Source organism: Streptomyces iakyrus (assembly GCF_000717055.1).
GTDB classification, from domain to species: domain Bacteria; phylum Actinomycetota; class Actinomycetes; order Streptomycetales; family Streptomycetaceae; genus Streptomyces; species Streptomyces iakyrus.
In genome coordinates this window covers 20670-46832 of sequence record NZ_JNXI01000035.1, presented here as the reverse complement: position 1 = coordinate 46832, position 26163 = coordinate 20670, and the positions used below count along the sequence as shown (strand labels likewise).

The window sequence follows — 26163 nt, the reverse complement described above, 5'->3', positions numbered from 1 at the left end:
TGGCCGGCCGCCAGGCCGTCGCCAGGGTCATCATCCGGGCCGTGATCCTGATGGCCCTGGGCACCGCCCTGACCTTGACCGGCACTCCGGTCGTGCCGATCCTCTTCCTCTCCTACGGCCAGGCCGACGGCCTCGTCTCGCTGTTCTTCACCGGCGGCTATCCGGCCCTGACCTGGGTCCCCTTCGTCATCGCCGGCATGGCCGTCGCCCGCCTCGACCTGGCCACCACGACCGTCCGGATACGCCTCGCCCTCACCGGCGTCGCCCTCGCCGTCACCGGCTACGGCGGCTCCTGGCAGGCGCTGCGTCTCGTGCCCGGTGCCGCCGAAGCCGTCCGGAAAGCCGAAGAGGGGCCGGGCATGTCGTCCATGTCGTCCGTGTCACCCGACAGCATCGGCATCTTCGGCGACAGCCCGGCCGGGATGCTGGCTGCCGCCCCGCACAGCGAGGCGACCCTGTCCATCGTGGGCAACACCGGTGTGGCAGTCCTGGTGATCACCGCGTGCATGGTCGCCATGGACGCCTTCCCCCGGCTGCGTCGCCTGGCCGGGCCCGTCATCGCGGTCGGCTCGATGTCGCTGACGGCGTACGTCTTCCACATCGTTGCCATCTGGCTCCTGGACACCGAGGAAGCCACCGTCCCGCGCTTCTACGTCCTGCTCGGCTTCATCGCGTCCGTCACCGTCCTCGCCGCCCTCTGGTCCCGCTTCTTCCAGCGGGGGCCGCTCGAATGGCTGATGGCCAGGGCGACCGGGATCACCCGGCGCATTCAGTGAGACGCATCCGCAGCCGAGTCCCACGACGTCACACGGCCCCGTTCGGGCGGGGGTTGCCGCTGCCGGCGCCGGGCGTCCGTCGGGCCGGGGATGTCGACGTCGATGCGGCCCACCACCCTCCGGGCTTCTTCGACGAGTTCGGGCGGTCCTTCCACGGTGAACCGGCATCTGAAGGTGATCAGGAAGCCGAGGAGCGCCGACCACGACCAGGCCCCCATCCGGATCCGGGTGATCCGGTCGTCGATCGCTTCGAAACTGGCGGCTCCCGGAGCCCATTTCGCCACCAGCGTCGCGGGGCACTCCATCAGAACGGTGCCCCAGCACGGCCACATGTCCGGGGTGTCACCCCGATCGGGCCGGCTCTGGACGAAGCGGGTGATGTCCTCGTCGGGAACCTCACGCTCGCTGAAGCGCCACGCGGTGGGTGCCAGAGACCGGATGCGGTCGAGTCGGTAGGCATGCCAGGAGCACCGCTGCTGGTCGTAGGCCACCAGGTACCAGCGACCCGACCAGACGACGAGCCGGTGGGGTTCGGCCAGCACCTCGCTGTCCTCCGTCGAGTCGTGGTTGACGGAGCGGTAGGAGAACCTCACGAGGTCGCGTTGCTGAGCTGCCGTGGAGAGCTGCGCGAGGAGTGCGGGATCGATCTGGGGCGGAGCGAGTTCCCACGCGTTCTCGATGTGTTCGATGGAGAACGTCGCAAGACGATGGGCCAGATGAGGCGGCAGCAACTCCTGGATGGAGTTCAGCGCGCGCTTGGTGGCATCCCCCATGCCGGTCACCGAGGCCGGAGCGGTCTGGAGGGACAGCGCGATGGCGAGGGCCTGCTCGTCGTCGACCACCAGCGGAGGAAGCCGCGCTCCGCGGGACAAGCGGTAGTAGCCGGACGGGCCTTTGGTCGCGGTAACGGGGTAGCCCAGCTCGCGGAGGCGGTTGATGTCGCGCCGTACGGTCCGGGTGGAGACGCCCAGCCGCTGGGCCAGCCCTTCACCGGTCCACTCCTTCTTGGTCTGCAGCAGGCTGAGGAGCTCCAGCGTTCGGTTGGCGATCAAGGACTGCCCCCGGATCAGTGTGAGTAGAGGTCAGAATGCGTCCTCTTCTCCTGCCATAGTGCCACTGCGCCGGGGTCCAGAGGGTCCCCGGCCGGCCCGAGCACCCCACCCTTCGGCGGCGGCCGAACCGGGCGCTTGCATCACACAGGATGGATCAACACCGTGTCTGACAATCCAACTCTGTCTTCCTTAACCAACCGAGACCCTTGGCTGGGCCTGCTGGCTGTTTCTCTCGGTGTGTCGCTGGTGGTCGTCGACTTCACCATCGTCAACGTGGTGATGCCGCCGATCATCGACGACCTGGAGATCTCGGCCTTCGACGCCCAGTGGATCCAGGAGTCCTACGCAATCGTTCTGGCCGCCCTGCTGTTGGTGATGGGGCGTCTTTCGGACGTCGTGGGAGCACGCCGGCTGTTCCTGATCGGAACCGGGATCTTCGGGCTGGCGAGCATCGCCGCGGCCGTGGCGCCTTCCGGGGAGGCCCTGATCGCCGGCCGGTTCGCCCAGGGCGTCGGCGGTGCGATCGTCATGCCGACCTCGCTCGCCCTGCTCAACATGACCTTCCGGGGCCCGGACCGGGGCAAGGCCTTCGCCATCTGGGGCTCCACGATCGGTGCGGCAGCCGCGGTCGGACCGCTGCTGGGCGGCTGGCTCGCCGAGTACTCCTGGCGGTGGGCCTTCGGCATCAACATCTTCGTCGTGGTGCTGATCGTCCTGGGCGTCATGAAGTACCTGGACGCATCCCCCCGGCAGCCCGGCAAGATCGACGCCGTCGGCGGAGTGCTGTCGGTGCCGGGCCTCGGGCTCCTCGCCTTCGCACTGATCGAGGGGCGCAACTACGGGTGGTGGGAGCCGCAGAAGGACTTCGGCCCCTTCGGTGACGCGCTGAACCTGTCCGTCATCCCGGTCGCCCTGGTCGTCTCCGTGGCCTCCCTGGCGCTGTTCCTGCTGCTCCAGCTCCGGTTGACCCGGACGGGCGGCACGGCACCGCTGATGGACACCTCGTTGTTCGGCATCAGGTCCTTCAGCACGGGCAACATCGCGACGCTGATCATCGCCCTGGCGGAGTTCGGCATGCTCGCCGTCCTGCCCCTGTGGCTCCAGTACACCCTGGGGTACTCGGTGCTCCAGACCGGACTGATCGTCTTCATCGTCGCCGTCGGCAGCTTCTTCGCGAGTGGGGCGAGCTTCGGCATGGCCGAGAAGGCCGGCCCGATCGGCCTGGTGCGCATCGGCCTGGTGCTGGAGGCCATCGGTCTGCTGATGTTCGGTCTGCTGGCCGGCAGCGACTCGCAGTGGTGGATCATCGGAATTGCCCTGTTCCTGTACGGCACGGGAGTCGGCTTCGCCACCGCGCAGGTCACCAACGTCGTCCTCGCGGACGTACCGCCGCAGCATGCCGGCCAGGGGTCCGGGATCCAGAGCGCGGCACGTCAGCTCGGTTCCGCCCTCGGCATCGCCGTTCTGACGTCGACCTTCTTCACGGCACTGGACTCCGACCTGTCGGACCGGCTCGTCCAGCAGGGAACGCCCGCGCCCGAGGCGAACCAGCTGTCGTCGGCGGTCTCCGACAGCGCCGGCGCGATGATCTCCGGGCTGAGTGAGAACCCGCAGACGGCGTCGGCCGCCGACGCGGCCCGTGACGCCATGTCCCACGCCATTCAGATCAACGGCTACACCTGCGCCGCGCTGCTGGCGCTCGGCATGGTGGCGACCCTCCTCATCCCCCGGCCCAAGGCCGGTGCCGAGCAGTGGGGCGAAGAGCACGGCCCCGGCGAGACCTCGGCCTCCGGCGTCAACGCCGGGAAGTTCTCCGCCTCGTAGGGCCGCCCCGATTTCCGGCGGGAACCGACTGCTCCCGCATGGTTCTCTGTTGCCCGGTCAGTGGTCGGAGTAGCTGAAATCCCCTACGGTCCAGGCGCTGACATCCTCGATCGCGACCCGGTACATCCCGCCCGTCTCCGGGATTCCCACCGCTCCCTGCAGGATGCGGGCGACATGGAAGTGCAGATGCGTGGGCGGCCCCTCCCTCTTCGTGGGGGCGTCGAAGACGACGGAGAACTCGGCGAGTCGGTCGGAGTTGGTCAGCACCTCCGACACCCTCTGCCTCCACACGGCTTCTGGAGCCAGCCGGCCGGTGATGACAGCACCACCGGCGACCACGGTCAGGGACATCTGATTGCTCTGCCCGGACTCCACACGGGCAGCGATGTCAACGATCAGCTCGTCAGGCTTCGCCATGGGTGTGGATTTTATGCAATGCCCCGTCCGGGCGCTCCGGGTGGTGGCGAAACAGGGACCGGCCGGGCGCACGCCCCGCTTCTCCTCCGCGGGGGCGGTCGACGGTGGTGCCCCGGCGGGCCGGGGGATGAGCCAGGCGCAGGACGGGCAGTACGAGTGCGGCAGCGGTCGGTGACCCGAGGGGGCCCTTGTGCGTGATCTGGCGGAGTCGGTCGAATCGATGGAGCAACTCGCCACGGTCTGGCGGGCCATGGTGCTCGACCGGAACCCGGACGCCGACGTGCGCGACCTGCCGGGCATCGCCGTGCGGTGGGCCGACTGCCGGTTCGCCTTCTGGAACTGCGTGACCCTGACGGACGTCGGGGCCGATGCCGGGCTGCTGGAGGAGCGGCTGGACGAGGCCGCCGGGGTCATGCGGTCGAAGTCCCGCGCCGGGTTCCTGTGGGTCTTCGAGGGCCTGCTCGACGACGGGGCGCGTGCCGCACTCGGAGCGGCCGCCGAACAGGCGGGCCTGCGATACGCCTTTCCCGGGACCGGCATGGCGGGAGACCTGCTGCCGGTCCCGGACCCCGTCCACCCCGAGCTGACCTTCGTGCGCGTGGACGACGACAACCTGCTGCGGGCGTACGCGGACCTCAACGCGCGCGCCTACGGATTCCCCCTGGAGGACGCGCGGGACGGGCTCGCCGGGTCGTCGTGGTGGAAGAGCGGGGTGTTCGCGTACCTGGGGCTGCGCGACGGGGTCCCCGTGACCTGCGCCGCCACCGTCGAGGCCGACGGGCGGCTCTTCGTCGTGCTCGTCGCCACCGATCCGGCGTGGGAGCGGCGGGGCTACGGGGAGGCCGTGACCCGCAAGGCGCTGCACGAGGGTGCCCGGGCGACCGGTCTGACCCGGGCCACGCTGCACGCGACCGCGGCCGGAGCGCCGGTGTACCCGCGGATCGGGTTCCGGCCCAACTCCCCGATGCGGTTCTACGCCCTCGGGGACTGAGGGACCGGCTCGCAGCGGCGGCCCGGGGGCGCGCCGGCTCCTCACCCCGCGTCGTTCGCCCCCGGCCGCCCGCCCACCGTGAACCCGGTGACGGTCCCGCCCCCGTCCCGCCGGAACGCGAACGGCGCTCCCCCGTGGGCGAGGGCCACCTCGCGGACGATGGACAGGCCCAGGCCGGATCCCGGCAGGGAGCGGGCGTCGGCGGCCCGGTAGAAGCGGTCGAAGACGCGGGTGAGGTCGCTGTCGGTGATGCCCGGGCCGCGGTCGAGGACCTCGACCCGGATGGTGCCGGGGCGGGCGGGCCCCGAGACGACGATCTCGACGGGGGCCCGGCCGCCCTGGTCGAACTTCACCGCGTTCTCGACGAGGTTGGACAGCGCCCGGGTCAGCATCCCGGGCCGCCCGTCGGTCGTGGTGTCGCCGCTCGCGCGCAGCAGGATCGCGCGGCCGCTGCGGCGCCGGGCCACCCCCGCCACCTCCTCGGCGATGTCCGCGAGGTCCACCCGCCGCGGCGGCTCGGTGTCGGACTGCCCGGCCGCGAGATCCACCAGTTCGTTGACCAGGTCGGTCAGCTCCCGGGCCTCCTGGCCCAGGTCGGCGACCAGTTCGTCGCGGGCCCGCGGCGGGAGTTCGTCGATCCGGCGCAGCAGGGAGATGTTCGTACGCAGCGAGGTGAGCGGCGTGCGCAGCTCGTGGCCCGCGTCCTGGACCAGGCGGCGCTGGTCCTCCTCGGACTGGGCGAGCCGGCCCAGCATGCGGTCGAAGGCCCGGCCGAGGCGGCCCACCTCGTCGTGTCCGGCCACGGGCACCTGGATGCCCAGGCGGCGGGTGCGGGCGACGTCCTCGGCGGCGTCGGTCAGCACGACCAGGCGGCGCGTGATCCGCCGGGCCAGCCACCAGCCGAACAGCCCGGCGCCGACCACCACGGCCGCCACCAGCAGCAGCGTCCGCTGCTGGAGCACCCGCAGCAGGTCCTCGACGTCGCTGAACTCCTGGGCGACCTGCACCGCGCCCCGGCCGTCGCCGAGGGAGACGGTGGCGACGCGGTAGACGTCGTCGCCCACGTCGACGTCCTTGTGCTCGGCCACCTCCCCGGACGGGTCCGCGGCGGCGATCCGCACGTCGGCGCCGGTGACCGGCAGCCCCGGGCTGCCGCGGTCGACGACGTGCCCGTCCGGGCCGAGCACCTGCACGTCGGTGCGGGCGGGCCGTACGAGGTCGTGGCCGGGCGCGGCGGACGAGAAGTCGCCGGGCGTCATGCGGTTCTGCCGCACCTCGTCGCGCAGATCCTGCACGACCTCGTCGAACACCGTCTGCTGGTCCACCCGCACCAGCCGCGCGGCGGCGCTGTAGGACAGGATGCCGACCAGGATCGTCACGGCCGCCGTCACCGCCGCGAAGGACACCGCGAAGGTGGTGCGCAGCGAGACGAGCCCCGGCCGCCGCCCGACCAGCAGCCGGCGCAGGCGGCCCACTCAGTCCTCCCGCAGCACGTAACCCACGCCCCGGACCGTGTGGATCAGCTGCGGCGCGTCCGGCTCGTCGAGCTTGCGGCGCAGGTAGCCGACGTAGACGGCGAGGTTCTTCGAGCCGGGCCCGAAGTCGTAGCCCCAGATGCGGTCGTAGATCGTCGAGTGGTCGAGGACGATGCCCGCGTTGCGCACCAGCAGTTCCAGCAGCTCGAACTCGGTGCGGGTCAGCTCCAGCTCGCGCGCGCCGCGCCAGGCCCGGCGCGCCTGCGGGTCCATGCGGATGCCGGCGGCGTCGATGAACCGCTCCGGGAGCGGCCGGGTCGCCTCGGCCGCCGGTGCGCTCCCGGCGCCCACGGGGCTGGTGCGGCGCAGCAGGGCGCGCAGCCGGGCGAAGACCTCCTCCACGTCGAAGGGCTTCACCACGTAGTCGTCGGCGCCCGCGTCCAGGCCGGCGATCCGGTCGGCGGTCTCCACCAGGGCCGTCAGCATCAGCACGGGCGTCCGGTCGCCCTCGGCGCGCAGCACCCGGCAGACCTGGAGCCCGTCGATGCCGGGCATCATCACGTCCAGGACGAGCACGTCCGGACGGTTGCGGTGGGCCTGCGCCAGCGCCTCGACCCCGTCGGCGACCGCCATGACCTGGTAGCCCTCCAGGGTCAGGGCCCGCTCCAGGGCATTGCGGATGGCGCGGTCGTCTTCGGCGAGCAGCACTGTTTGGGGCACGCGTCCAGTGTGCCAAGGCCGGGGGTTCCCGGAACCGTATGCGCTGCGCCGGAGCGTCCTTCTTACTGCCCTCTCACCAGGGGCCGGGCAACCGTGGAGCCGGGCCCTACCGTCCCCTCACCCTCGGTCCCGGGCGACCCGGGCCGCGTGCGTGGGGGCGTCGGGCACGTCCGCCGGGCGGTCCACGGCGAACTCCTTGCGCAGTACCGGCACGACCTCCTCGCCCAGCAGGTCGATCTGCTCCAGCACGGTCTTCAGCGGCAGCCCGGCGTGGTCGACCAGGAACAGCTGGCGCTGGTAGTCCCCGGCGTACTCGCGGAAGGCCAGCGTCTTCTCGATGACCTGCTGCGGGGAGCCGACCGTCAGCGGCGTCTGGTCCATGAAGTCCTCCAGCGACGGTCCGTGCCCGTACACCGGGGCGACGTCGAAGTAGGGCCGGAACTCGCGCACCGCGTCCTGCGCGTTCTTCCGCATGAACACGTGCCCGCCGAGCCCGACGATCGCCTGCTCGGGCGTGCCGTGCCCGTAGTGGGCGTACCGCGTCCGGTACAGCTCGACCATGCGCCGGGTGTGGTCGGCCGGCCAGAAGATGTTGTTGTGGAAGAAGCCGTCGCCGTAGTACGCGGCCTGCTCGGCGATCTCCGGCGAGCGGATCGAGCCGTGCCAGACGAAGGGCGGTACGCCGTCCAGCGGGCGGGGCGTTGCCGTGAAGCCCTGCAGGGGCGTGCGGAACTTCCCCTCCCAGTCGACGACGTCCTCGCGCCACAGCCGGTGCAGCAGGGCGTAGTTCTCGACGGCGAGGTTGATGCCCTGGCGGATGTCCTGCCCGAACCAGGGGTAGACCGGGCCGGTGTTCCCGCGTCCCAGCATGAGGTCCACCCGGCCGTCGGCCAGGTGCTGGAGCATCGCGAAGTCCTCGGCGATCTTCACCGGGTCGTTGGTGGTGATCAGGGTCGTGGCCGTGGAGAGGATCAGCCGCTCGGTGCGGGCCGCGACGTAGCCGAGCATCGTGGTCGGCGACGAGGGCACGAAGGGCGGGTTGTGGTGCTCGCCGGTCGCGAAGACGTCGAGTCCGACCTCCTCGGCCTTCAGCGCGATGGCGACCATGGCCTTGATCCGCTCGCGCTCCGTGGGCGTCCGGCCGGTCGTGGGGTCGGGCGTGACGTCGCCGACGCTGAAGATCCCGAACTGCATGGTCGCTCACCCTCCAGGTTGTTTACGCTTCAACTATACCTGGGGAACGGTGGGCCACGTGGGGCTATTCCCCCACCTGGGGCGCAGGGCCGGTGGATGCACTGGATGCACGGTCCGCGCCGCGGCGAGGCCGTGCATCCACCGCGACGACCGCGCCCCGTCAGGGCACGAGCACCAGCCGCCCGCGCACTCCGCCCTCGTCCAGCCGGGCGTGCGCCTTGGCCGCATCCTCCAGGGCGTAGGTCTCGGCGACCCGCGTCGTCAGCACCCCTTCGTCCAGCAGCCGCACCAGCTCCGCCAGCCGGGCCCCGTCGGCGCTCACCTCGACCGCACCGGTCGCCACCCCCCGCACCGGGGCGGGCTCGGCGTGCGGGATGACACCGATGTACCGGCCCCCGTCCCGCACCCACGCCAGCGCCGGCTCGCCGAGGACGGCGGCGTCCAGCACCGCGTCGAAGCCCCGGTCCGCGACCGCGTCGCCCGTGACGTGCCGGGCCCCCAGGGACCGCACGAACGCCTCGTCCCCCTCGCGTGCCAGCCCGGTCACCGCTATACCCCGGTGCACGGCCAGCCGGACCGCGTAGCCGCCGACCGCCCCGGCCGCACCCGTCACCAGCAGCGACGAGCGGCCCGGCGTCAGCTCCAGCCGGTCCAGGGCCTGCGCGGCGGTCAGCGCGTTCAGCGGCAGGGTCGCCGCGTGAACGGCGTCCACCGAGGCGGGCGCCGGGGCCACGGCGGCCGCGTCCACGACGACGTACTCGGCATGCGTGCCCAGCGGCTTGACCGCGCCGTAGTGGAGTGCCACCACCTCGTCCCCGATGCCCCAGGCACCGGCGTCTTCCACCGCGTCCACCGTCCCGGCGACGTCCCAGCCGAGCCCGATCCGCTCCCCCGCACCCCCGAAGACACCGGCCCGCACCCCCGCGTCCACCGGATTCAGCGAGGCCGCCGCGACCTTGATCTGCACCTGGCCCGCACCCGGCCGGGGCACCTCGGTCTCCACGACCTCCACGGCCTCCGGCCCACCGAACGAGTTCACCACTACAGCACGCACAGCACAGCTCCCTGGATCGTCGCTGTCCGGGACGTCCTCCCGGCCACTGCGCACAACCCTAGGAAGAGTTACTATCCATCGGTAAGTAGTTACCCACGAGTGCGTACGTACCCCGGAGGTGAGCCATGGCGACCATGACGGCGGCCCAGCGGCGCGAGCAGGCCCGCATCGAGTACGACGCCTTCCTGAAGGGCTGCCCCACCAACCAGCTCCTGGACCGCATCAGCGACAAGTGGGTCAGCCTCGTGGTGTCCGCGCTCGCCCCGGGCCCCCTGCGCTACAGCGACCTCGGCCGCAAGATCGCCGGCGTCAGCCCCAAGATGCTCACCCAGACCCTGCGCTCACTGGAGCGCGACGGCCTCCTCACCCGCACCGTCACCCCGTCCGTCCCGGTCCGCGTGGACTACGAACTCACGCCCCTGGGCCACAATCTGGCCCTGCTGCTCACGGCCGTGAAGGACTGGGCGGAGAACCACTTCGACGAGGTCAAGGACGCCCGCGAGCGCTACGACGCCGGCAACCCCGGCGACTGACACCCGGCGTCAACGGGCGCACATGCGAAGCTGACCGCCATGTCCGTCCTGCGCTCCGCCGCTCTCTTCGCCCTCGCCGCCCTCCTCGAAATCGGCGGCGCCTGGCTCGTCTGGCAGGGCGTGCGCGAACACAAGGGCTGGCTCTGGGCGGCCGGTGGCGTCCTCGCGCTCGGCGCCTACGGCTTCGTCGCGACGTTCCAGCCCGACGCCCACTTCGGCCGCGTCCTCGCCGCGTACGGCGGGATCTTCGTCGCCGGTTCGATCCTGTGGGGCGTGGTCGCGGACGGCTACCGCCCCGACCGCTGGGACATCACGGGCGCCCTGGTCTGCCTCGCCGGCATGGCGGTCATCATGTACGCCCCGCGGGGAAACTGACCGGCCCCAGGGAGCCTCAGAACGGCTCGTCGGGCAGCAGCCCCAACTGCCCGAGGAAGTCCATCTCGTCGAAGTACAACCGGTAGTCGACGATCCGTCCGTCCTTCACCGTGGCGATGTCCACCCCGCGGATCCGGACCTCCTTCTGCGTCGGCGGCAGCGTCTCGCCGCCTGGCAGCTCCAGCGGCCCGGTGTTGCGGCCGCGGTAGATCCCCTCGTCGATGGCCGTGTCACCGGCCTCGTAGGAGTGCAGCACCTCGAACGTCGCGCCGGGAACCGCCTCCGTCATCGTCCGCCAGTACTCGACGATGCTGTCGCGTCCGCGCAGCTCGCCCTCGTCGGGCGTGAAGGCGACCGCGTCCTCGGCGTAGAGCTCGCCGACGACCTTCAGATCGGTGTGTGCGGTGACCGCGTCCGTGAGCCGGTCCATGACCTCACGTGCCTCGCCCATGATCGCCTCCGGGAGAACAGGGGACCACCCGGTCTCATTCTCCCACCGCGGGGCCCGCCTATCCTGGCCGCGGGCCCGACACGCACGCCGGGCCCCCGCACGTCCGAGGACCCGAGGAGCACCCATGGCCACCGCAGCCCCGCCCGCAGCCTCCCGCATCGCCGTCGTCACGGGTGCGAGCAGCGGGATCGGCGCCGCCACGGCCCGGCAGCTCGCCGCGGCGGGCTACCGCGTCGTCCTCACCGCGCGCCGCAAGGACCGCATCGAGGCCCTGGCCGAGGAGATCACCAAGGCCGGCCACCAGGCCACGGCGTACGCCCTCGACGTCACCGACCGCGCAGCCGTCGACGAGTTCGCCACGGCGTTCAAGACGATCGGCGTGCTGGTCAACAACGCGGGCGGCGCGCTCGGCGCAGACCCGGTCGCGACCGGCGACCCGGCCGACTGGCGCCGGATGTACGAGACGAACGTCATCGGCACCCTCAACCTCACCCAGGCCCTGCTGCCCAAGCTGGTCGCGAGCGGCGACGGAACGGTCGTGGTCGTCTCCTCCACCGCCGGCCACGGCACCTACGAGGGCGGCGGTGGCTACGTCGCCGCCAAGCACGGCGCCCACGTCCTCGCCGAGACCCTCCGCCTGGAGATCGTCGGACAGCCGGTCCGCGTCATCGAGATCGCCCCCGGCATGGTCAAGACGGACGAGTTCGCCCTGACCCGCTTCGGCGGCGACAAGGAGAAGGCGGAGAAGGTCTACCAGGGCGTCGCCGAACCCCTCACCGCCGACGACGTGGCCGAGACGATCACATGGGCGGTCACCCGCCCCGCCCACGTCAACGTCGACCTCCTCGTCCTGCGCCCCCGCGCCCAGGCGTCCAACACCAAGGTGCACCGGGAGGCGTAGGACCGGGGCGGGTCAGCCCTTCACGCAGACGACCTGCTTCAGCTTCGCCACGACCTCCACGAGGTCCCGCTGCTGGTCGATGACCTGCTCGATCGGCTTGTACGCGCCGGGGATCTCATCGACGACGCCGGAGTCCTTGCGGCACTCCACACCCTGGGTCTGCTGCTCCAGGTCCTTCGTGGTGAACCGGCGCTTGGCCGCGTTGCGGCTCATGCGCCGGCCCGCGCCGTGCGAGGCGGAGTTGAAGGACTTGGCGTTGCCGAGTCCCTTCACGATGTACGAACCCGTGCCCATGGAGCCCGGGATGATCCCGTACTCGCCGGAGCCGGCCCGGATCGCGCCCTTGCGGGTCACGAGCAGGTCCATCCCGTCGTAGCGCTCCTCGGCCACGTAGTTGTGGTGCGCGCTGATCTCCGGCTCGAAGGTCGGCTTGGCCTTCTTGAACTCCTTGCGGACCACGTCCTTCAGGAGCGCCATCATGATCGAGCGGTTGTGCTTCGCGTACTCCTGCGACCAGAACAGGTCGTTGCGGTAGGCCGCCATCTGCGGGGTGTCCGCGATGAAGACCGCGAGGTCGCGGTCGACCAAGCCCTGGTTGTGCGGGAGCTTCTGGGCCACGCCGATGTGGTGCTCGGCCAGTTCCTTGCCGATGTTCCGGGAACCGGAGTGCAGCATCAGCCAGACAGAACCGGTCGTATCTGTGCAAACCTCGACGAAGTGGTTTCCTCCGCCGAGCGTTCCCATCTGCTTGGTGGCGCGCTCCTGACGGAACTTGACCGCTTCCGCCACCCCGCCGAACCGCGACCAGAAGTCGTCCCACCCCGCGGTGGCCAGCCCATGGAACCGCGCCGGATCCACCGGGTCGTCGTGCATCCCCCGGCCCACCGGGATAGCCTGCTCGATCCTCGACCGCAGCCGGGACAGGTCGCCGGGCAGGTCGTTCGCCGTCAGCGACGTCCGCACGGCCGACATTCCGCAGCCGATGTCGACGCCCACCGCCGCCGGGCACACCGCACCCCGCATCGCGATGACCGAGCCGACCGTCGCACCCTTGCCGTAGTGCACGTCGGGCATGACCGCCAGACCCTTGATCCACGGCAGCGTGGCGACGTTCCGGAGCTGCTGGAGCGCGCCCTCCTCGACCGAGGCCGGGTCGGTCCACATCCGGATCGGCACCTTCGCACCCGGTATCTCTACATACGACATAACGCCCTCAATCCCCCGTAGTCGAACAGAAGTCCTCAACAGCAAATACCGGAGCCAAGGTCGACGAAAGGGAAATCGGACCGGCGTCCACGGCAGTGCGTGCGATACACATTGTGTTCATCGCCCGCCGTACGGCGGCAAGCCAATATCCGTACCGAGGGGAGCCACCACGTGCAACGAAAGGCGTGCGTACCCGGTATCGCCGTGCTCCTCGCGGCGGTACTGGCCGGCTGCACCGGCGGCTCGGCCGACGACGGCCCGACGGACGGCTCCAACGCCGACGACACGGGCACGGCATCACCCGCCGCCGAGCCCGGCCGCTACCGCACCCTGCCCGACCCCTGCGCCGAGGTCGGCGAGAGCACGCTCGACGAACTCCTCCCCGGCATCCGGCAGATCAGCGACGAGAAGCAGCGCGAGACGGCCTACGAGGGCGAGCCGACGACCACGTTCGACACCGACCGCAAGGTCGGCTGCCGCTGGAAGGTGGACTCCGCCGCGGCCACCGACCATCTGCTGATCGACTTCGAGCGGGTCGTCTCCTACGACAACGCCGTCAGCGACGACAGTCAGGCCGAGCAGCTGTTCGCGGAGCAGGAGGCGTCGGCCCACCTGCCGGTCCCGACGGCCACCGAGACGGCGGCCTCCGGCAGCGCCCCGGCGAGCGGTTCGGCCGCCTCCCCCAGCGGCTCCCCCTCCTCGTCCGGTTCCTCCTCGCCCTCGGCGGCGCCCTCGGTGACGCCGACCGAGCTGCAGCCCCGGGTGCTGGAGGATCTCGGCGACGAGGCGTTCCTCGACGACGGGCTGAGCAGTTCCGGTTCGACGGCCAAGCAGCGCACGGTGACTGTGGCGTTCCGCACGTCCAACGTCATCGTGACCATCGAGTACGCGGAGCAGCCGACGACCGTCGGCGTCGTGCCGGACAGCAAGGAAATGCAGGACAGGGCGCAGAAACTCGCCTCCCAGCTGGCCGATTCGCTGGGCGACTGAGGCCTCTTCACGGCCCCTTCACCCCTGCCCGCAAAGCACGCGAAGGAAGAACACACGGTTGCCTCACCGCGTACGGTGACCACTCGGACCCGTTCCGACCGCAGGGAACCACGAGCGTCATGAGTGAAGGAACCATGCAGCGACAAGCACAGCGAGAAGTGGGGGCACCACCCAGGCCGTTTAGGCACTGGGGGAGAGACCAGCGAGCGAAGCGCCGCAACCGCGTCCTTGTCTGCGCGGCCGCCGTCCCCGTGATGCTGGTCGCCGCCGGCTGCTCCTCGGACTCCGGCTCCGGCGACAGCACGGACAAGGCCGCGAAGGCCGCGGCGTCGGCATCGGCGAAGCCCTCGCCGACGGTGCAGGCGGCGGCGTACGGCAAGCTGCCGGAGCCGTGCAAGGTGCTCTCCAAGAAGACGCTGGAGGACCTCGTCCCGAAGGGCAAGTCCGGCAAGGAGGGCAAGTCGGACGACATCTCGACCCGCGGCAGCTGCTCCTGGAACAGCCTCGACAACAACGGCGTGAAGGGCTCGCAGTTCCGCTGGCTGAACGTGTCGATGCTGCGCTTCGAATCGGACGTCACCCGTGGCCCGGCGGACAAGCTGGCCCAGGAGCACTTCGAGAAGCAGGTCCAGGAGGCCCAGGCCGTCGAGGGCGCCAAGAGCGTCAAGACGGAGCCGGTGGCCGGCACGGGCGACCAGGCGACGGCCGTGCACTACGACCTGAAGAAGAAGGAAGGCACCTTCAAGCAGCAGACGGTCGTGGCGCGCGTCGAGAACGTCGTGGTCACGCTGGACTACTACGGCGCGGGTCTGGCCGGCGACAAGACGCCGAGCGGCTCGGACATGCTGAAGGACGCGAAGAAGGCCGCCAAGGAGGCGGTGGGCGCGGTGTCCGAGGCGAACGGCGAAGGCGGCGGCAAGGCGGGTGGTGACCCGTCCGCGTCGGCGTCGAAGCCGGCCTCGAAGGCGCCTTCCAAGGAGGCGTCGGACAAGCCCTCGAAGGGCGCCTCGGCCACGCCGTCGAAGAAGCCCGCGTCGAAGAGCTGAACCGTCCCGACGGGAACCGGCCACCCGTCCTCCGCACATGTGTGCCACCCTGTTGCGCGCAACAACAGGCAAGGGGAGGGGAGTACGGGTGGCCGCGCCAATCCAACTGACTCGGATGCACCGCGTTCTCATCGGCGTGGTGGTGGCCGGTGCCGTGGTCATCGCCGGCATCGGTTTCGCCGGTTCGTACGCGGCGGTCCGCGAGTTGGCCCTGAAGAAGGGCTTCGGGAACTTCTCCTACGTCTTCCCGATCGGCATCGACGCGGGCATCTGCGTCCTGCTGGCCCTGGATCTGCTGCTCACCTGGATCAGGATCCCGTTCCCCCTGCTGCGGCAGACGGCGTGGCTGCTGACGGCGGCGACGATCGCCTTCAACGGCGCTGCCGCGTGGCCGGATCCGCTCGGTGTGGGCATGCACGCGGTGATCCCGATCCTGTTCGTGGTCTCGGTCGAGGCGGCCCGGCACGCGATCGGCCGTATCGCCGACATCACCGCCGACAAGCACATGGAGGGCGTCCGCCTCACCCGGTGGCTCCTCTCCCCCGTGCCGACGTTCCTCCTCTGGCGCCGCATGAAGCTCTGGGAGCTCCGCTCCTACGACCAGGTCATCAAGCTGGAGCAGGAACGTCTCGTCTACCAGGCCCGGCTGCGCTCCCGCTTCGGGCGGGCCTGGCGCAGGAAGGCCCCGGTGGAGTCCCTGATGCCGCTGCGGCTGGCGCGCTACGGGGTTCCCCTGGCGGAGACCGCCCCGGCGGGGCTGGCGGCGGCGGGCATCGAGCCGGCGCTGATACCCCCGCCCCCGCCGCAGGCCGACCTGGCCACGGGCCATCGTGCCGTCGGGCCGGCGCCCGACCCGCAGAGGGCGGCGCCCCCCGGCGGACAGCGCCCTGAGCTGGAGAGCAACCACGACGCCGAGTACCCGGAACCCGAACCGGAACCGGAACAGAGTCCCTGGTTCAACACCCCCCGCGAGGTCGAGTACCAGGGCGGCTACAACCCCGACTACGACCCCGCCGAGCACTACGCCCAGTGGATCGCCGAACAGCAGGAGGCCGAGCAGTACCAGCCCGAGTACGACCGGGCGCCCTCCCCGGAGGACACCGGCAGCTTCCCCATCCCGGTGGGCCCGAACCGCACCCGTGAACTGGGTGACGGCGGCGGCACCCCGCCGGCCCCCGAGCCGGACGAGGAGGCGTACTACCAGGTGTTCCGCCAGTCGATAGACGGCAGCTACCCCACACCCCGCGCCCTCGGCGACAACATCCAGGCCACCTACGGCACGACGCTGAGCCCCGGGGAACTGAAGTCCCTCGCGGAACGCTTCCAGAAGCGCCACACGGCGGAACTGGAAGAGGACCACATCGCGTAAGACGCCACAAGAGAAGACGCCACAAGAGAAGGGGCCCTCGCTCACGAGGGCCCCTTCTCCGTCACCGCCTACGCACCGAGCAGGTGCCGAACCCGCTCCTGCCCCACCGCCAGCAGCAGCGTGGGCAGCCGCGGACCCGTGTCCCGGCCCACCAGCAGGTGGTACAGCAGGGCGAAGAAGGACCGCTGGGCCGTCTTGATCTCCGGCGGCAGCTCCTTGGGCGTGGCGTCGGCGGAGAACCCTGCCTGCACCTTCGGCACGCCGTACACCAGGTGCGTCAGACCGTCGAGCGACCAGTGCTCGGCCAGCCCGTCGAGCAGCAGCCGCAGCGACTCGCGGCCCTGCTCGTCGAGCGACTTCAGCAGCTCGGTGTCCGGCTCGTCGCGCACGATGGTCCGCTGGTCGGCGGGGACGTGCGTGTTGATCCAGGCCTCGGCCCGGTCGTACCGCGGGCGGGCCTCGTCGAGCGAGGTCAGCGGCTGGTCCGGGTCGAGCTCGCTGAGGATGCGCAGCGCCTGGTCCTCATGCCCGGCGGTGATGTCCGCGACGGACGCCAGCGTCCGGTACGGCAGCGGCCGGGGCGTGCGCCGCAGCTCACCGGCGGCCGTGCCCACCGCGCGCGCGTGCGCGGCCGCGTCGGCCGACAGGGCGCTGCCGTCGGCGACCTTGGCGTCCAGCTTGTCCCACTCGTCGTAGAGCCGCTGGATCTCCTGGTCGAAGGCGATCTTGAAGGACTGGTTGGGCCGCCGGCGGGCGTACAGCCAGCGCAGCAGCTGCGGTTCCATGATCTTCAGGGCGTCCGCCGGGGTCGGCACGCCACCGCGCGAGGACGACATCTTCGCCATCCCGCTGATGCCGACGAAGGCGTACATCGGCCCGATGGGCTGCTTGCCGCCGAAGATGCCGACGATCTGCCCGCCCACCTGGAACGACGACCCGGGAGAGGAGTGATCGACACCGCTCGGCTCGAACACGACGCCCTCGTACGCCCACCGCATCGGCCAGTCGACCTTCCAGACCAGCTTGCCGCGGTTGAACTCGTTCAGCCGGACCGTCTCGGAGAAGCCGCACGCGGTGCAGGCGTACGTCAGCTCGGTGGAGTCGTCGTCGTAGGCGGTGACGGTGGTCAGGTCCTTCTCGCAGTTGCCGCAGTACGGCTTGTACGGGAAGTAACCGGCGGCGGTGGAGCTGCCGTCGTCCTCACCGGCCGCGCCGGAGCCCTCGGCGGCCTCCAGCTCGGCCTCGTCGACCGGCTTCTGCCCCTGCTGCTTCTTGGCCGGGGCCTTCTTCGTGCGGTACTGGTCGAGGATCGCGTCGATGTCGCCGCGGTGCTTGATGGCGTGCAGGATCTGCTCGCGGTACACGCCGGAGGTGTACTGCTCGGTCTGGCTGATCCCGTCGAACTCCACGCCCAGCTCGGCCAGCGACTCGATCATCGCGGCCTTGAAGTGCTCGGCCCAGTTCGGGTACGAGGAGCCCTTCGGCGCCGGGACGGACGTCAGGGGCTTGCCGATGTGCTCCTCCCAGGCCTCCTCGTCGACCCCGGCGATGCCCTTGGGCACCTTGCGGTACCGGTCGTAGTCGTCCCAGGAGATCAGGTGGCGCACCTGGTGGCCCCGGCGGCGGATCTCGTCGGCGACCAGGTGCGGGGTCATGACCTCGCGCAGGTTCCCGAGGTGGATGGGGCCGGACGGGGAGAGTCCGGACGCGACGACGACGGGTTTGCCCGGGGCCCGACGCTCCGACTCCTCGATGACCTCATCCGCGAAACGGGAGACCCAGTCGGTGGTCTCGGTGCTCTGAGCCACGATCGGCACGTCCTTCTTTCTCCAGGGCAGCCGTACGGTCAACGGCCGGTGCCCATTCTCCCAGACGGCATCCCGCCCGCGAAAACCGCTTTACCCCCCGTGGGATACTGAGCGTGTCTATCGATTCCCACGAGGAGAACGGCACCCATCCCATGACCTCGGTCACGTCGCTCACCGATCAAGTCCAGCAGCGTCTCGCGAACGCCCTGTCGGCCACCCGGCCGGAGGCCGACGCCGACCCGCTGCTGCGACGTAGCGACCGGGCCGACTTCCAGGCCAACGGGATTCTGGCCCTCGCCAAGAAGGCCAAGTCGAACCCCCGGGAACTGGCGACGGAGGTCGTCGGCAACATCGTCACCGCTGACGTGATCAAGGACGTCGAGGTCTCCGGCCCCGGCTTCCTCAACATCACGATCGCCGACCGGGCGATCACCGAGAACCTCGCCGCGCGGCACGCGGACGGCGAGCGTCTCGGCGTGCCGCTGAAGGAGAACGCGGGCATCACGGTCGTCGACTACGCCCAGCCGAACGTGGCGAAGGAGATGCACGTCGGCCATCTGCGGTCGGCGGTCATCGGCGACGCCCTGCGCGGCATGCTCGACTTCACCGGCGAGAAGACGATCGGCCGGCACCACATCGGCGACTGGGGCACCCAGTTCGGCATGCTCATCCAGTACCTGTTCGAGCACCCCGGCGAGCTGGCCCCCGCGGCCGACGTGGACGGCGAGCAGGCGATGAGCAACCTGAACCGGGTGTACAAGGCGTCGCGTGCGCTCTTCGACGCGGACGAGGAGTTCAAGGAGCGGGCCCGCAAGCGGGTCGTCGCCCTCCAGTCCGGTGACAAGGAGACGCTCGAACTGTGGCAGCAGTTCGTGGACGAGTCGAAGGTCTACTTCTACTCCGTCTTCGAGAAGCTCGACATGGAGATCCGCGACGAGGAGATCGTCGGCGAGTCCGCCTACAACGACGGCATGCCCGAGACCGCCCGCATCCTGGAGGAGACGGGTGTCGCGGTGCGCTCCGAGGGCGCGCTCGTGGTGTTCTTCGACGAGATCCGCGGCAAGGACGACCAGCCGGTCCCGCTGATCGTGCAGAAGGCCGATGGCGGCTTCGGCTACGCGGCCTCCGACCTGACGGCGATCCGCAACCGGGTCCAGGACCTGCACGCCTCGTCCCTGCTCTACGTCGTGGACGTCCGTCAGTCGCTGCACTTCAAGATGGTCTTCGAGACGGCCCGGCGGGCCGGCTGGCTGAACGACGGCGTCACCGCGCACAACATGGGCTACGGCACGGTGCTCGGCGCGGACGGCAAGCCGTTCAAGACGCGTGAGGGCGAGACCGTACGGCTGGAGGATCTGCTGGACGAGGCGGTGCAGCGGGCCGCCGAGGTCGTGCGGGAGAAGGCGCGGGACCTCACCGAGGACGAGATCCAGGAGCGGGCCGCGCAGGTCGGCATCGGCGCGGTGAAGTACGCGGACCTGTCGACGTCGCCGAACCGGGACTACAAGTTCGACCTGGACCAGATGGTGTCGCTGAACGGTGACACGTCCGTCTACCTCCAGTACGCGTACGCCCGGATCCAGTCGATCCTGCGCAAGGCGGGCGAGACGAAGCCGGCCGCGCACCCGGAGCTCGAACTCGCCCCGGCGGAGCGGGCGCTCGGTCTGCACCTGGACGCCTTCGGCGACACGGTCTTCGAAGCCGCCGCGGAGTACGCCCCGCACAAGCTGGCGGCGTACCTGTACCAGTTGGCGTCGCTGTACACGACGTTCTACGACAAGTGCCCGGTCCTGAAGGCCGAGACGCAGGAGCAGATCGAGAACCGCCTGTTCCTGTGCGACGTCACGGCCCGCACCCTGCACCAGGGCATGGGCCTGCTGGGCATCCGGACGCCCGAGCGGCTCTGACACCCGGCCCTGACACCCGGCCCCTGACGACAGGCCCCGAGGGCGGCACTCCCCCGTTGAGTGCCGCCCTCGGGCGTTGTCACGCGCTGCTGCTCACCGGCAGTTGACCCACTGGTTGGACTTCTGGAACCAGACGGCGTCGCCGGTCCCCTTGGCCCCCCGCGGGATGACGCCGTTGTCGCCACGGTGGTTCTTCTCCGTGAACCACTTGTAGTCGCAGGACTTGCCGTGGTTGTACCAGGACTTGAAGCCCTGGAAGACGACGAACCCGGTGAGGTCCGCGTTCCTGCCCTCGACCTTCTGCATGCGACCGGTGTAGTTCTTGCCGGCCCAGACGCAGAACCAGCCCGACGGACAGTCCGACGCCGCCTGCGGTGCGGCCTGCGCGGCACCCGCGGTGCCCGCGCCCGTGGCCAGCAGACCGCCGGTGAGCGCCATGCCCCCGGCCATCACGGCGAGCTTCTTGGCCATGCGCATGTTGTTCCCCCTTCGTGGACGGACCGACCGCACCGGCCGGCTCCGCAACGAGACTGCCGCCCGGCGCCGCACCTCCACCACAGTCGCCGCGGAAGTGACGTCCTCGTGGGACGTCCCGGGCGCTGACCTGCGGCGGGACGGAGCGCCGGGACGGTGCGGCGGGACGCCCGCTACGGGCGGTGGCCGAATCGGTAGGGGGCGGGAGGGGGGAACGCAACCGATGTCTGGGGAGCCGCGTGGATGCTGGTGCAGAATGCGGCGGTGACGGGACCGCTGACCACGGTCCGGACACGCGAGTGGGGGGAACATGTCGCGTTGGAAAGGGCTGCCCGAAGAACTGGATCCACGTGTACGGCAGTTGGTGGTGCGACTGCGCCGGGTCAAGGACCACAGCGGGCTGAGCCTGCGTCAGCTGGCCGCCAAGACGGGCTACAGCACCTCCTCCTGGGAGCGGTACCTGTCCGGCAGGTGCGTTCCGCCCAGGGAGGCCGTGGAGGCGATGGCCCGGCTGGGCGGTGAGGACCCGGCGCGTCTGCTCGCGCTGCACGAGGTGGCGAGCGAGGCGTCCGGCACGGTGACGGGGCAGAGAGCACCGGCCGGTGCGGACACTCCCCGGCACCACGGCCGGACCCTGCGCATCACGCTCGTCGCCGGCTCGGTCGCCCTGGTGCTGGCCGTGTGCTCGGCGATCCTGCTGGCCGTACGGCTCACGGACGGCGAGGGAGAGGCCGCGGCGGCCCCGCTCACCGCCTCCGCCACGGCAGCACCCGGATCGCCGAAGCGGTCGGAGACCCCGGCGTACACGTGCCGGGCGGAACGGATCGACGGCCGCTGGTACGCGGGCAACAGCCGCACCCTGACAGCCGTCCTGGCGGTGGGGCACGCCGGCCCCGAGGTGGCCGAGGCCCAGTGCCTGCTGCGGGAGGCGGGCCTCTCGCCGGGCGTCGTCGACGGCATCTTCGGCCCCCACACGCGACGCGCGGTCCAGGGTCTGCAGAAGCGTTCCGGTCTGGTCGTGGACGGCATCATCGGCCCCCACACCTGGAAGGCCCTGCGGGGATGACGTCCACCCCGCCCGGCGGGCTGCCCCCGGAACGGGCCCGGCTCGTCTCCGCGTTGCGGGAGCTGAGAACCGGCACCGGTCTGAGTCTGGCGGCTCTGGCGGCGAAGACCACCTTCAGCAAGTCGTCCTGGGAGCGATACCTCAACGGCAAGACGCTCCCGCCGGGCCAGGCGGTGCGGGAGCTGTGCCGTCTGGCGGGCGAGCCGGAGGGCCGCTGTGTGGCGCTGTGGGAGCTGGCGGAGGCGGAGTGGAGCGGCCGCGGGGCGCCGGCGCGCACGGACCCGCCCGCGGCCGGCGAGGCGGAGGCCGGACGGCCCGGTGGCGGCGGAGGTGCGGTCCTGGCGGTGATCGCCTCGGTCTGCGCCCTGGCGGCGGGTGGCCTGTCGGTGGTTCTGGTCCTGCTGGTGGGCCAGTCCGCCGACTCGGGGCCCGGCGCACCGTCTTCCGCCGTGCCGTCGCCGCGCTGCCGTGCCGCCGGCTGTGAGGGCAGGAGCCCGATGCAGATGAAGTGCGGCACGGACCCGCGCACCCTCGCCTCGCACCGCACGGCCGGCGGAGCCCACCTCGAACTGCGCTACAGCGCCCGGTGCGGCGCGGGCTGGGCGAGGATGTGGAGCACCCGGATCGGCGACCGCCTGGAACTGAACGCGGCCGACGGCGGCCCCGCGCACTCCGCGAGGATCGGGGACGGCGTCGCCGCGCAGTCCTACGTGTACACGCCCATGACGGAGGCGAGGCCCGGTACGACGATCCAGGCCTGCTTCCGCCCGGTGGCCGGTGGCGGCCGCGAGTGCTTCGACGCCCGCGTCTGATGGTCAGCGCCGGGCCGTGGTGCTCGCGCCGTCCAGGGCCTCCCGGATGATGTCGGCGTGTCCGGCGTGCTGGGCGGTCTCCTTGATCAGGTGCAGCAGGATCCGGCGCGCGGACCAGTACTGGGGCTCCGGCGGCGACCAGGGCGTCTTCGGCAGCGGCACGCCGACGTCCAGGTCCGGCAGCGCGGCCACCGCCTCTTCGGTGGCGTGCGCGGCCCGTGCGTAGCGCTCCAGCAGTGCGGGGAGCGTGTCGCCGCCGGCCATCCGGTACTGCCCCATGTCGAGCATGCCGTCGGGCAGTTCACCGTCGCCCTTGGTCATGATCTGCGTCCACGTCTCCTCTCCCTGGGCCAGGTGCTTCACGATCCCGCCGAGGGTCAGCTCGCTTACGGTCGTGCGCCGCGCGGCCTGTTCGTCGGTGAGTCCTTGCAGGGTGATCAGCAGCAACGCGCGCTGCTCCGCGAACGCGGCCAGCAGGTCCGTCTTCTCCGGGGAAGTGGTCATGCCCGGACGGTAGGGCACCACTAGGCCAGGTTCTGTCCGCTACGTCTTCCCGTACGGGGTCCGCCGGACCGGTCGGATTGTCAGTGCCCGGTTCTACAGTCACCCCCATGGCGACTCTTCCCAATCCGCTGCCGAAGCTGGCGGCAGACCCGAGCGGCGACTCCCTCGGTCTCCGGCTCCCGGCCGGTGCGCTGGTCGACACCACCGACGAGGGCCCCTGGCACGAGCCGCTGCTGTGGTGCGCGGACGGGCGGGCCCTTCCGGGCGGCTGGGCGGCCCTGGAGCCGGCGCGCCGTGCGGGACTCCTGCCGGTGCTCCTGGAGACGGGCGACGGCCATGGCGGCCCCGACCGCTGGCAGTTGATGCCCGGCGAGGTGTCCTACCCCGGGGACCACGACGCCGAGGAGGTGCTGGCGGAGTACTGGGAGGAACATGCCGAGGAAGGCGCCCCCTGGCCCGGCACGGCCGAGCCCGCCGGCCCGGACCGGGACCCGGACACCACGGCCGGCGACCTCGCGGACACCCTGCTGGAGGACGGCGGCCCCCTCAAGGAGCCCCGCCTCGCCCTCGTCCCGGCCCGCCGCAGCGCGGACGTCCCGGCGGCGATCGGCTGGACGGGCCCGGCGAACCACGAGGGCGACACCGCCCGCCTCAGCGCGGTGCTCCGCTCCTGGGAGGACCGCTTCGGCATCCGCGTCGTCGCCCTCGGCTTCGACCACCTGCTGCTGTCCGTCGCCACGCCGCCCACCACCCCGGCCGCGGCGGAAGCCGTGGCCGCCGAGCACTTCGCGTTCTGCCCGGACAACATCCACCAGGGCGCGGACCCGACCCTGCGGGCCTACGCCGAGCACCAGGTCCTCAACCGGCCGGTGTGGCACTTCTGGTGGGACTGAGCCCCTCCCCCAGCCTGCGCAGCCCCTCCCCGATCTCCGCCGGCGTCTGCGTCACGAAGCAGAGCCTCAAAGTCGTCCGGTCGGGCGGCCCCGCGTAGAAGGGCGCACCGGGCACGTAGGCCACGTTCTGCCGGACCACCCGCGGCAGCAGGGCCGTCGTGTCGTACGGCTCCGGCAGGCGCGCCCAGAGGAACATGCCGCCCTCGGGCCGGTTCCAGACCGACCCCGTGGGCAGCGCCGCGGCGAGTCCGGAGAGCATCGCGTCGCGGCGTTCGCGGTACACGCCGGCGACACGGGCGACATGGGCGTCCAGGTCGTTGTCGGCGAGGTAGCGGGCCGCGGCGAGCTGGTTGACCGTCGGGGTGTGCAGGTCGGCGGCCTGCTTGGCGACGGCGCAGGCGCGCCGCAGCTCCCCGGGTGCCCGCAGCCAGCCCAGCCGCAGCCCGGGCGCCATGACCTTGGAGAAGCTGCCGAGCAGCACGGTCCGGTCCTCGGCGCCCGGGTGGGCGGCGATCCACGGCAGGCGTTCACCCTCGTAGCGCAGCTCACCGTAGGGGTCGTCCTCGACGATCCACAGTCCGTGCCGGGCGGCGACGGCGGCCACGGCGGCGCGTCGCCCTGCGGGCAGGGTCCGGCCGGTGGGGTTCTGGAAGGTGGGCACGGTGTAGAGCAGCTTGGGCCGCTCGCGCACGACGAGTTCCTCCAGTGCCCCGGGGTCGACGCCGTGCTCGTCACCGGGCACGGCCAGCACCCGCGCCCCGGCGAAGCTGAAGGCCTGGAGTGCCGCCAGATAGCAGGGGTTCTCGACGAGGACGGTGTCCCCGGGTTCGACGAGGGCGGTGGCCAGCAGGGAGAGGGCCTGCTGGCTGCCGGTGGTGACGAGCAGGTCGTCGGGCCCGGTCGGCAGGCCGCGCGCGGTGGTGCGGGCGGCGAGCGCGTCCCGCAGCGCGGGTTCGCCCTCGGTCGTGGAGTACTGCAGCGCCCGCGCGGGCGCCTCGGCGAGCACCGCCTCGTACGCGGCGGCGATGCCCTTGGCGTCGAACAGCTCCGGTGCCGGGAGCCCGCCCGCGAAGTTGATCACCTCGGGGCGGGCGGTGACGGCGAGGATGTCCCGTACGGGCGAGCCTCCGACGGCCCGGGCCCGTGCGGCGAGCGGGGGCACGCAAGAGCGGGTGGGCGGGGGCTCGGCGACGGTCATGACACGGCTCCTTCGGCTGCGGTGACGCCTGGTAACCGCAGCCTAAAGAGATACGTGCCGCCTACAAGCAGGTTTCCGGGATCCGGACACCGGGCCGGCACGGAGGCCGGCCCTGGGACCGCCCCCGGGGACCGGCGCCTCAGCCGCCCTTGGCGCCGATCGCCGCGTACACGTTGATGTCCGCGTCCGTGACGTCGTTGATGTCGCGGTAGCGCACCTTCTCGATCTCCTCCAGTCCGGCGAGGAAGGACTCCTCCGGCTGCTCGGGGACGGGCGCGGCGTGGTCGGGCCGCCAGCGGTGCGCGGGGACGACCCCCGGGTCGGCGATCTCCAGCCCGTTCTCCGTGAAGAACCGCTCGACGTCGGCCCGGGAGCGCAGCACGAAGGTGAACCCGCGCTCGGTGTACGTCCGCTGGACCGCGCGGATGTTCTCAGGGTTGAGGTCCTCGGTGAGATGGCTCAGCACCAGCCGGCTGCCCTCGGGCAGCTCGTCGAGCAGGCCGCTCACCAGCGGATACGCCTCCTCGTCCGCGACGAAGTGCAGGATCGCGACGAGGCAGAGCGCGACCGGCCGGCCGAAGTCCAGGGTCTTGGCGGCCTGTTCGAGGATGCGGGCCGGGTCGCGCAGATCGGCGTCGATGTAGTCCGTACGCCCCTCGGGGCCGCTGGTCAGCAGGGCGCGCGCGTGCGCGAGCACCACCGGGTCGTTGTCGACGTACACGACCCGCGACTCGGGCGCGACGCGCTGCGCGATCTGGTGCACGTTCTCGGCGGTGGGCAGCCCGGTCCCGATGTCGAGGAACTGCCGGATGCCGTCCTGCTCCACGAGTGCGGTCACCGCGCGCCGGAGGAAGTCGCGGTTGTGCCGTACATCGAGGTACCCGCGCGGGTTGGCGGCCAGCGCGGCGGCGGCCGCGTTCCGGTCGGCGGGGTAGTGGTCCTTGCCGCCGAGGAAGACGTCGTAGACCCGGGCCGGGTGCGCCTTGCTGCTGTCGATCCTCCTCTGCAGCTCGGCGGGATCCTGGCTGAGGGCACCGGACATCGACGTCTCCCTGAAAGTAGGTGGTTCAATCGACAACCACTACGACGGTCAACAACCTAACGGTTCAACGGATTTGATGGTGCCC

General features: G+C 71.2%; 26 protein-coding genes. 13 read left to right on the top strand and 13 right to left on the bottom strand.

The window, feature by feature from the left end:
- Positions 1–50: 50 nt before the first annotated feature.
- Positions 51–776 carry a DUF418 domain-containing protein gene (locus tag OO68_RS38145; protein WP_403551802.1) on the top strand — a complete coding sequence of 242 codons (726 nt, stop codon included), beginning with the start codon at positions 51–53 and terminating at the stop codon, positions 774–776.
- Here the strand turns inward: OO68_RS38145 and OO68_RS38140 are convergent.
- Positions 770–1828, bottom strand: a complete 1059-nt coding sequence (locus tag OO68_RS38140; protein WP_051814968.1) for a helix-turn-helix transcriptional regulator — start codon at positions 1826–1828, stop codon at positions 770–772. The genes OO68_RS38145 and OO68_RS38140 overlap by 7 nt on opposite strands.
- 237 nt (positions 1829–2065) lie before the next feature.
- On the opposite strand from OO68_RS38140, the gene OO68_RS38135 reads away from it, so the two are divergent.
- Positions 2066–3652, top strand: coding sequence for an MFS transporter (locus OO68_RS38135; RefSeq protein ID WP_245237376.1), 1587 nt, complete (start codon positions 2066–2068; stop codon positions 3650–3652).
- 57 nt (positions 3653–3709) lie between these two features.
- Here OO68_RS38135 and OO68_RS38130 read toward each other — a convergent pair whose 3' ends face one another.
- Positions 3710–4069 carry a hypothetical protein gene (locus tag OO68_RS38130; protein WP_033314020.1) on the bottom strand — a complete coding sequence of 120 codons (360 nt, stop codon included), beginning with the start codon at positions 4067–4069 and terminating at the stop codon, positions 3710–3712.
- Between the two features lie 190 nt (positions 4070–4259).
- Between OO68_RS38130 and OO68_RS38125 the strand changes: the two genes are divergently transcribed.
- Entirely contained in the window at positions 4260–5060 is an 801-nt protein-coding gene (locus tag OO68_RS38125) for a GNAT family N-acetyltransferase (RefSeq protein WP_033314019.1), read from the top strand.
- 41 nt (positions 5061–5101) lie between these two features.
- On the opposite strand, the gene OO68_RS38120 is transcribed toward OO68_RS38125, so the two are convergent.
- The 4 genes from OO68_RS38120 to OO68_RS38105 form a co-directional block, all read right to left on the bottom strand.
- Entirely contained in the window at positions 5102–6535 is a 1434-nt protein-coding gene (locus tag OO68_RS38120) for a sensor histidine kinase (RefSeq protein WP_033314018.1), read from the bottom strand.
- A complete protein-coding gene (locus OO68_RS38115) occupies positions 6536–7255 on the bottom strand; it encodes a response regulator transcription factor (RefSeq protein ID WP_078625735.1) in 720 nt (239 codons plus the stop codon).
- Between the two features lie 117 nt (positions 7256–7372).
- Positions 7373–8449, bottom strand: a complete 1077-nt coding sequence (locus OO68_RS38110) for an LLM class flavin-dependent oxidoreductase (protein WP_033314016.1) — start codon at positions 8447–8449, stop codon at positions 7373–7375.
- A gap of 160 nt (positions 8450–8609) precedes the next feature.
- The gene (locus tag OO68_RS38105) at positions 8610–9503 is read right to left on the bottom strand and encodes an NADP-dependent oxidoreductase (protein ID WP_033314015.1); all 894 of its coding nucleotides are present in this window, start codon (positions 9501–9503) and stop codon (positions 8610–8612) included.
- Positions 9504–9628: 125 nt separating this feature from the next.
- Here OO68_RS38105 and OO68_RS38100 point away from each other — a divergent pair, with 125 nt between their 5' ends.
- Both OO68_RS38100 and OO68_RS38095 read left to right on the top strand, forming a co-directional pair.
- Positions 9629–10036, top strand: coding sequence for a winged helix-turn-helix transcriptional regulator (locus tag OO68_RS38100; RefSeq protein WP_033314014.1), 408 nt, complete (start codon positions 9629–9631; stop codon positions 10034–10036).
- 39 nt (positions 10037–10075) lie between these two features.
- Complete coding sequence (locus tag OO68_RS38095) at positions 10076–10411, top strand: YnfA family protein (RefSeq protein ID WP_033314012.1); 336 nt, start codon at positions 10076–10078, stop codon at positions 10409–10411.
- Between the two features lie 16 nt (positions 10412–10427).
- Here the strand turns inward: OO68_RS38095 and OO68_RS38090 are convergent, their stop codons facing one another.
- Positions 10428–10862, bottom strand: coding sequence for an ester cyclase (locus OO68_RS38090; protein ID WP_033314011.1), 435 nt, complete (start codon positions 10860–10862; stop codon positions 10428–10430).
- Between the two features lie 124 nt (positions 10863–10986).
- Here OO68_RS38090 and OO68_RS38085 point away from each other — a divergent pair, with 124 nt between their 5' ends.
- Positions 10987–11763, top strand: coding sequence for an SDR family NAD(P)-dependent oxidoreductase (locus tag OO68_RS38085; protein WP_033314010.1), 777 nt, complete (start codon positions 10987–10989; stop codon positions 11761–11763).
- A 12-nt stretch (positions 11764–11775) separates the two neighbouring features.
- On the opposite strand, the gene OO68_RS38080 is transcribed toward OO68_RS38085, so the two are convergent.
- On the bottom strand, positions 11776–12969 hold the full coding sequence (locus OO68_RS38080) for an RtcB family protein (RefSeq protein ID WP_033314008.1): 1194 nt from the start codon (positions 12967–12969) through the stop codon (positions 11776–11778).
- Positions 12970–13140: 171 nt separating this feature from the next.
- Here OO68_RS38080 and OO68_RS38075 point away from each other — a divergent pair, with 171 nt between their 5' ends.
- The 3 genes from OO68_RS38075 (at position 13141) to OO68_RS38065 (ending at position 16374) form a co-directional block, all read left to right on the top strand.
- A complete protein-coding gene (locus OO68_RS38075; RefSeq protein WP_033314007.1) occupies positions 13141–13959 on the top strand; it encodes a hypothetical protein in 819 nt (272 codons plus the stop codon).
- A 119-nt stretch (positions 13960–14078) separates the two neighbouring features.
- Positions 14079–15005, top strand: a complete 927-nt coding sequence (locus tag OO68_RS38070) for a DUF3558 family protein (protein WP_033314006.1) — start codon at positions 14079–14081, stop codon at positions 15003–15005.
- A gap of 115 nt (positions 15006–15120) precedes the next feature.
- On the top strand, positions 15121–16374 hold the full coding sequence (locus OO68_RS38065; protein ID WP_033314005.1) for a DUF2637 domain-containing protein: 1254 nt from the start codon (positions 15121–15123) through the stop codon (positions 16372–16374).
- Positions 16375–16442: 68 nt separating this feature from the next.
- Here OO68_RS38065 and lysS read toward each other — a convergent pair whose 3' ends face one another.
- Positions 16443–18191, bottom strand: a complete 1749-nt coding sequence (gene lysS / locus OO68_RS38060; RefSeq protein WP_033314004.1) for a lysine--tRNA ligase — start codon at positions 18189–18191, stop codon at positions 16443–16445.
- Between the two features lie 143 nt (positions 18192–18334).
- Between lysS and argS the strand changes: the two genes are divergently transcribed.
- Positions 18335–20089 (top strand): arginine--tRNA ligase, encoded by a 1755-nt coding sequence (gene argS / locus OO68_RS38055; RefSeq protein WP_033314003.1) that lies wholly within the window; start codon positions 18335–18337, stop codon positions 20087–20089.
- A 93-nt stretch (positions 20090–20182) separates the two neighbouring features.
- Here the strand turns inward: argS and OO68_RS38050 are convergent, their stop codons facing one another.
- On the bottom strand, positions 20183–20566 hold the full coding sequence (locus OO68_RS38050) for a peptidase inhibitor family I36 protein (protein WP_033314002.1): 384 nt from the start codon (positions 20564–20566) through the stop codon (positions 20183–20185).
- Positions 20567–20873: 307 nt separating this feature from the next.
- Here OO68_RS38050 and OO68_RS38045 point away from each other — a divergent pair, with 307 nt between their 5' ends.
- Positions 20874–21629 carry a peptidoglycan-binding protein gene (locus tag OO68_RS38045; RefSeq protein ID WP_033314001.1) on the top strand — a complete coding sequence of 252 codons (756 nt, stop codon included), beginning with the start codon at positions 20874–20876 and terminating at the stop codon, positions 21627–21629.
- The gene (locus OO68_RS38040) at positions 21626–22441 is read left to right on the top strand and encodes a DUF2690 domain-containing protein (protein WP_033313996.1); all 816 of its coding nucleotides are present in this window, start codon (positions 21626–21628) and stop codon (positions 22439–22441) included. Before OO68_RS38045 ends, OO68_RS38040 begins: the two co-directional genes overlap by 4 nt.
- A gap of 3 nt (positions 22442–22444) precedes the next feature.
- On the opposite strand, the gene OO68_RS38035 is transcribed toward OO68_RS38040, so the two are convergent.
- The gene (locus OO68_RS38035; RefSeq protein ID WP_033314062.1) at positions 22445–22945 is read right to left on the bottom strand and encodes a DinB family protein; all 501 of its coding nucleotides are present in this window, start codon (positions 22943–22945) and stop codon (positions 22445–22447) included.
- 107 nt (positions 22946–23052) lie between these two features.
- Between OO68_RS38035 and OO68_RS38030 the strand changes: the two genes are divergently transcribed.
- The gene (locus tag OO68_RS38030; RefSeq protein WP_033313995.1) at positions 23053–23838 is read left to right on the top strand and encodes a DUF4253 domain-containing protein; all 786 of its coding nucleotides are present in this window, start codon (positions 23053–23055) and stop codon (positions 23836–23838) included.
- On the opposite strand, the gene OO68_RS38025 is transcribed toward OO68_RS38030, so the two are convergent.
- Both OO68_RS38025 and OO68_RS38020 read right to left on the bottom strand, forming a co-directional pair.
- The gene (locus OO68_RS38025; RefSeq protein ID WP_033313994.1) at positions 23804–25036 is read right to left on the bottom strand and encodes an aminotransferase-like domain-containing protein; all 1233 of its coding nucleotides are present in this window, start codon (positions 25034–25036) and stop codon (positions 23804–23806) included. The genes OO68_RS38030 and OO68_RS38025 overlap by 35 nt on opposite strands.
- 139 nt (positions 25037–25175) lie before the next feature.
- Complete coding sequence (locus tag OO68_RS38020) at positions 25176–26078, bottom strand: SAM-dependent methyltransferase (protein WP_033313993.1); 903 nt, start codon at positions 26076–26078, stop codon at positions 25176–25178.
- Positions 26079–26163 lie beyond the last annotated feature (85 nt).

What these genes read in the sequence shown, in the direction of transcription:
- OO68_RS38110 (WP_033314016.1), bottom strand. Translation starts at nt 8,449, where the DNA reads ATGCAGTTCGGGATCTTCAGCGTCGGCGACGTCACGCCCGACCCCACG.
- OO68_RS38020 (WP_033313993.1), bottom strand. Translation starts at nt 26,078, where the DNA reads ATGTCCGGTGCCCTCAGCCAGGATCCCGCCGAGCTGCAGAGGAGGATC.
- argS (WP_033314003.1), top strand. Translation starts at nt 18,335, where the DNA reads ATGACCTCGGTCACGTCGCTCACCGATCAAGTCCAGCAGCGTCTCGCG.
- OO68_RS38070 (WP_033314006.1), top strand. Translation starts at nt 14,079, where the DNA reads ATGAGTGAAGGAACCATGCAGCGACAAGCACAGCGAGAAGTGGGGGCA.
- OO68_RS38085 (WP_033314010.1), top strand. Translation starts at nt 10,987, where the DNA reads ATGGCCACCGCAGCCCCGCCCGCAGCCTCCCGCATCGCCGTCGTCACG.
- OO68_RS38045 (WP_033314001.1), top strand. Translation starts at nt 20,874, where the DNA reads ATGTCGCGTTGGAAAGGGCTGCCCGAAGAACTGGATCCACGTGTACGG.
- OO68_RS38130 (WP_033314020.1), bottom strand. Translation starts at nt 4,069, where the DNA reads ATGGCGAAGCCTGACGAGCTGATCGTTGACATCGCTGCCCGTGTGGAG.
- OO68_RS38100 (WP_033314014.1), top strand. Translation starts at nt 9,629, where the DNA reads ATGGCGACCATGACGGCGGCCCAGCGGCGCGAGCAGGCCCGCATCGAG.
- OO68_RS38025 (WP_033313994.1), bottom strand. Translation starts at nt 25,036, where the DNA reads ATGACCGTCGCCGAGCCCCCGCCCACCCGCTCTTGCGTGCCCCCGCTC.
- OO68_RS38040 (WP_033313996.1), top strand. Translation starts at nt 21,626, where the DNA reads ATGACGTCCACCCCGCCCGGCGGGCTGCCCCCGGAACGGGCCCGGCTC.
- OO68_RS38090 (WP_033314011.1), bottom strand. Translation starts at nt 10,862, where the DNA reads ATGGGCGAGGCACGTGAGGTCATGGACCGGCTCACGGACGCGGTCACC.
- OO68_RS38050 (WP_033314002.1), bottom strand. Translation starts at nt 20,566, where the DNA reads ATGCGCATGGCCAAGAAGCTCGCCGTGATGGCCGGGGGCATGGCGCTC.
- OO68_RS38030 (WP_033313995.1), top strand. Translation starts at nt 23,053, where the DNA reads ATGGCGACTCTTCCCAATCCGCTGCCGAAGCTGGCGGCAGACCCGAGC.
- OO68_RS38145 (WP_403551802.1), top strand. Translation starts at nt 51, where the DNA reads ATGGCCCTGGGCACCGCCCTGACCTTGACCGGCACTCCGGTCGTGCCG.
- OO68_RS38080 (WP_033314008.1), bottom strand. Translation starts at nt 12,969, where the DNA reads ATGTCGTATGTAGAGATACCGGGTGCGAAGGTGCCGATCCGGATGTGG.
- OO68_RS38095 (WP_033314012.1), top strand. Translation starts at nt 10,076, where the DNA reads ATGTCCGTCCTGCGCTCCGCCGCTCTCTTCGCCCTCGCCGCCCTCCTC.
- OO68_RS38035 (WP_033314062.1), bottom strand. Translation starts at nt 22,945, where the DNA reads ATGACCACTTCCCCGGAGAAGACGGACCTGCTGGCCGCGTTCGCGGAG.
- OO68_RS38065 (WP_033314005.1), top strand. Translation starts at nt 15,121, where the DNA reads ATGCACCGCGTTCTCATCGGCGTGGTGGTGGCCGGTGCCGTGGTCATC.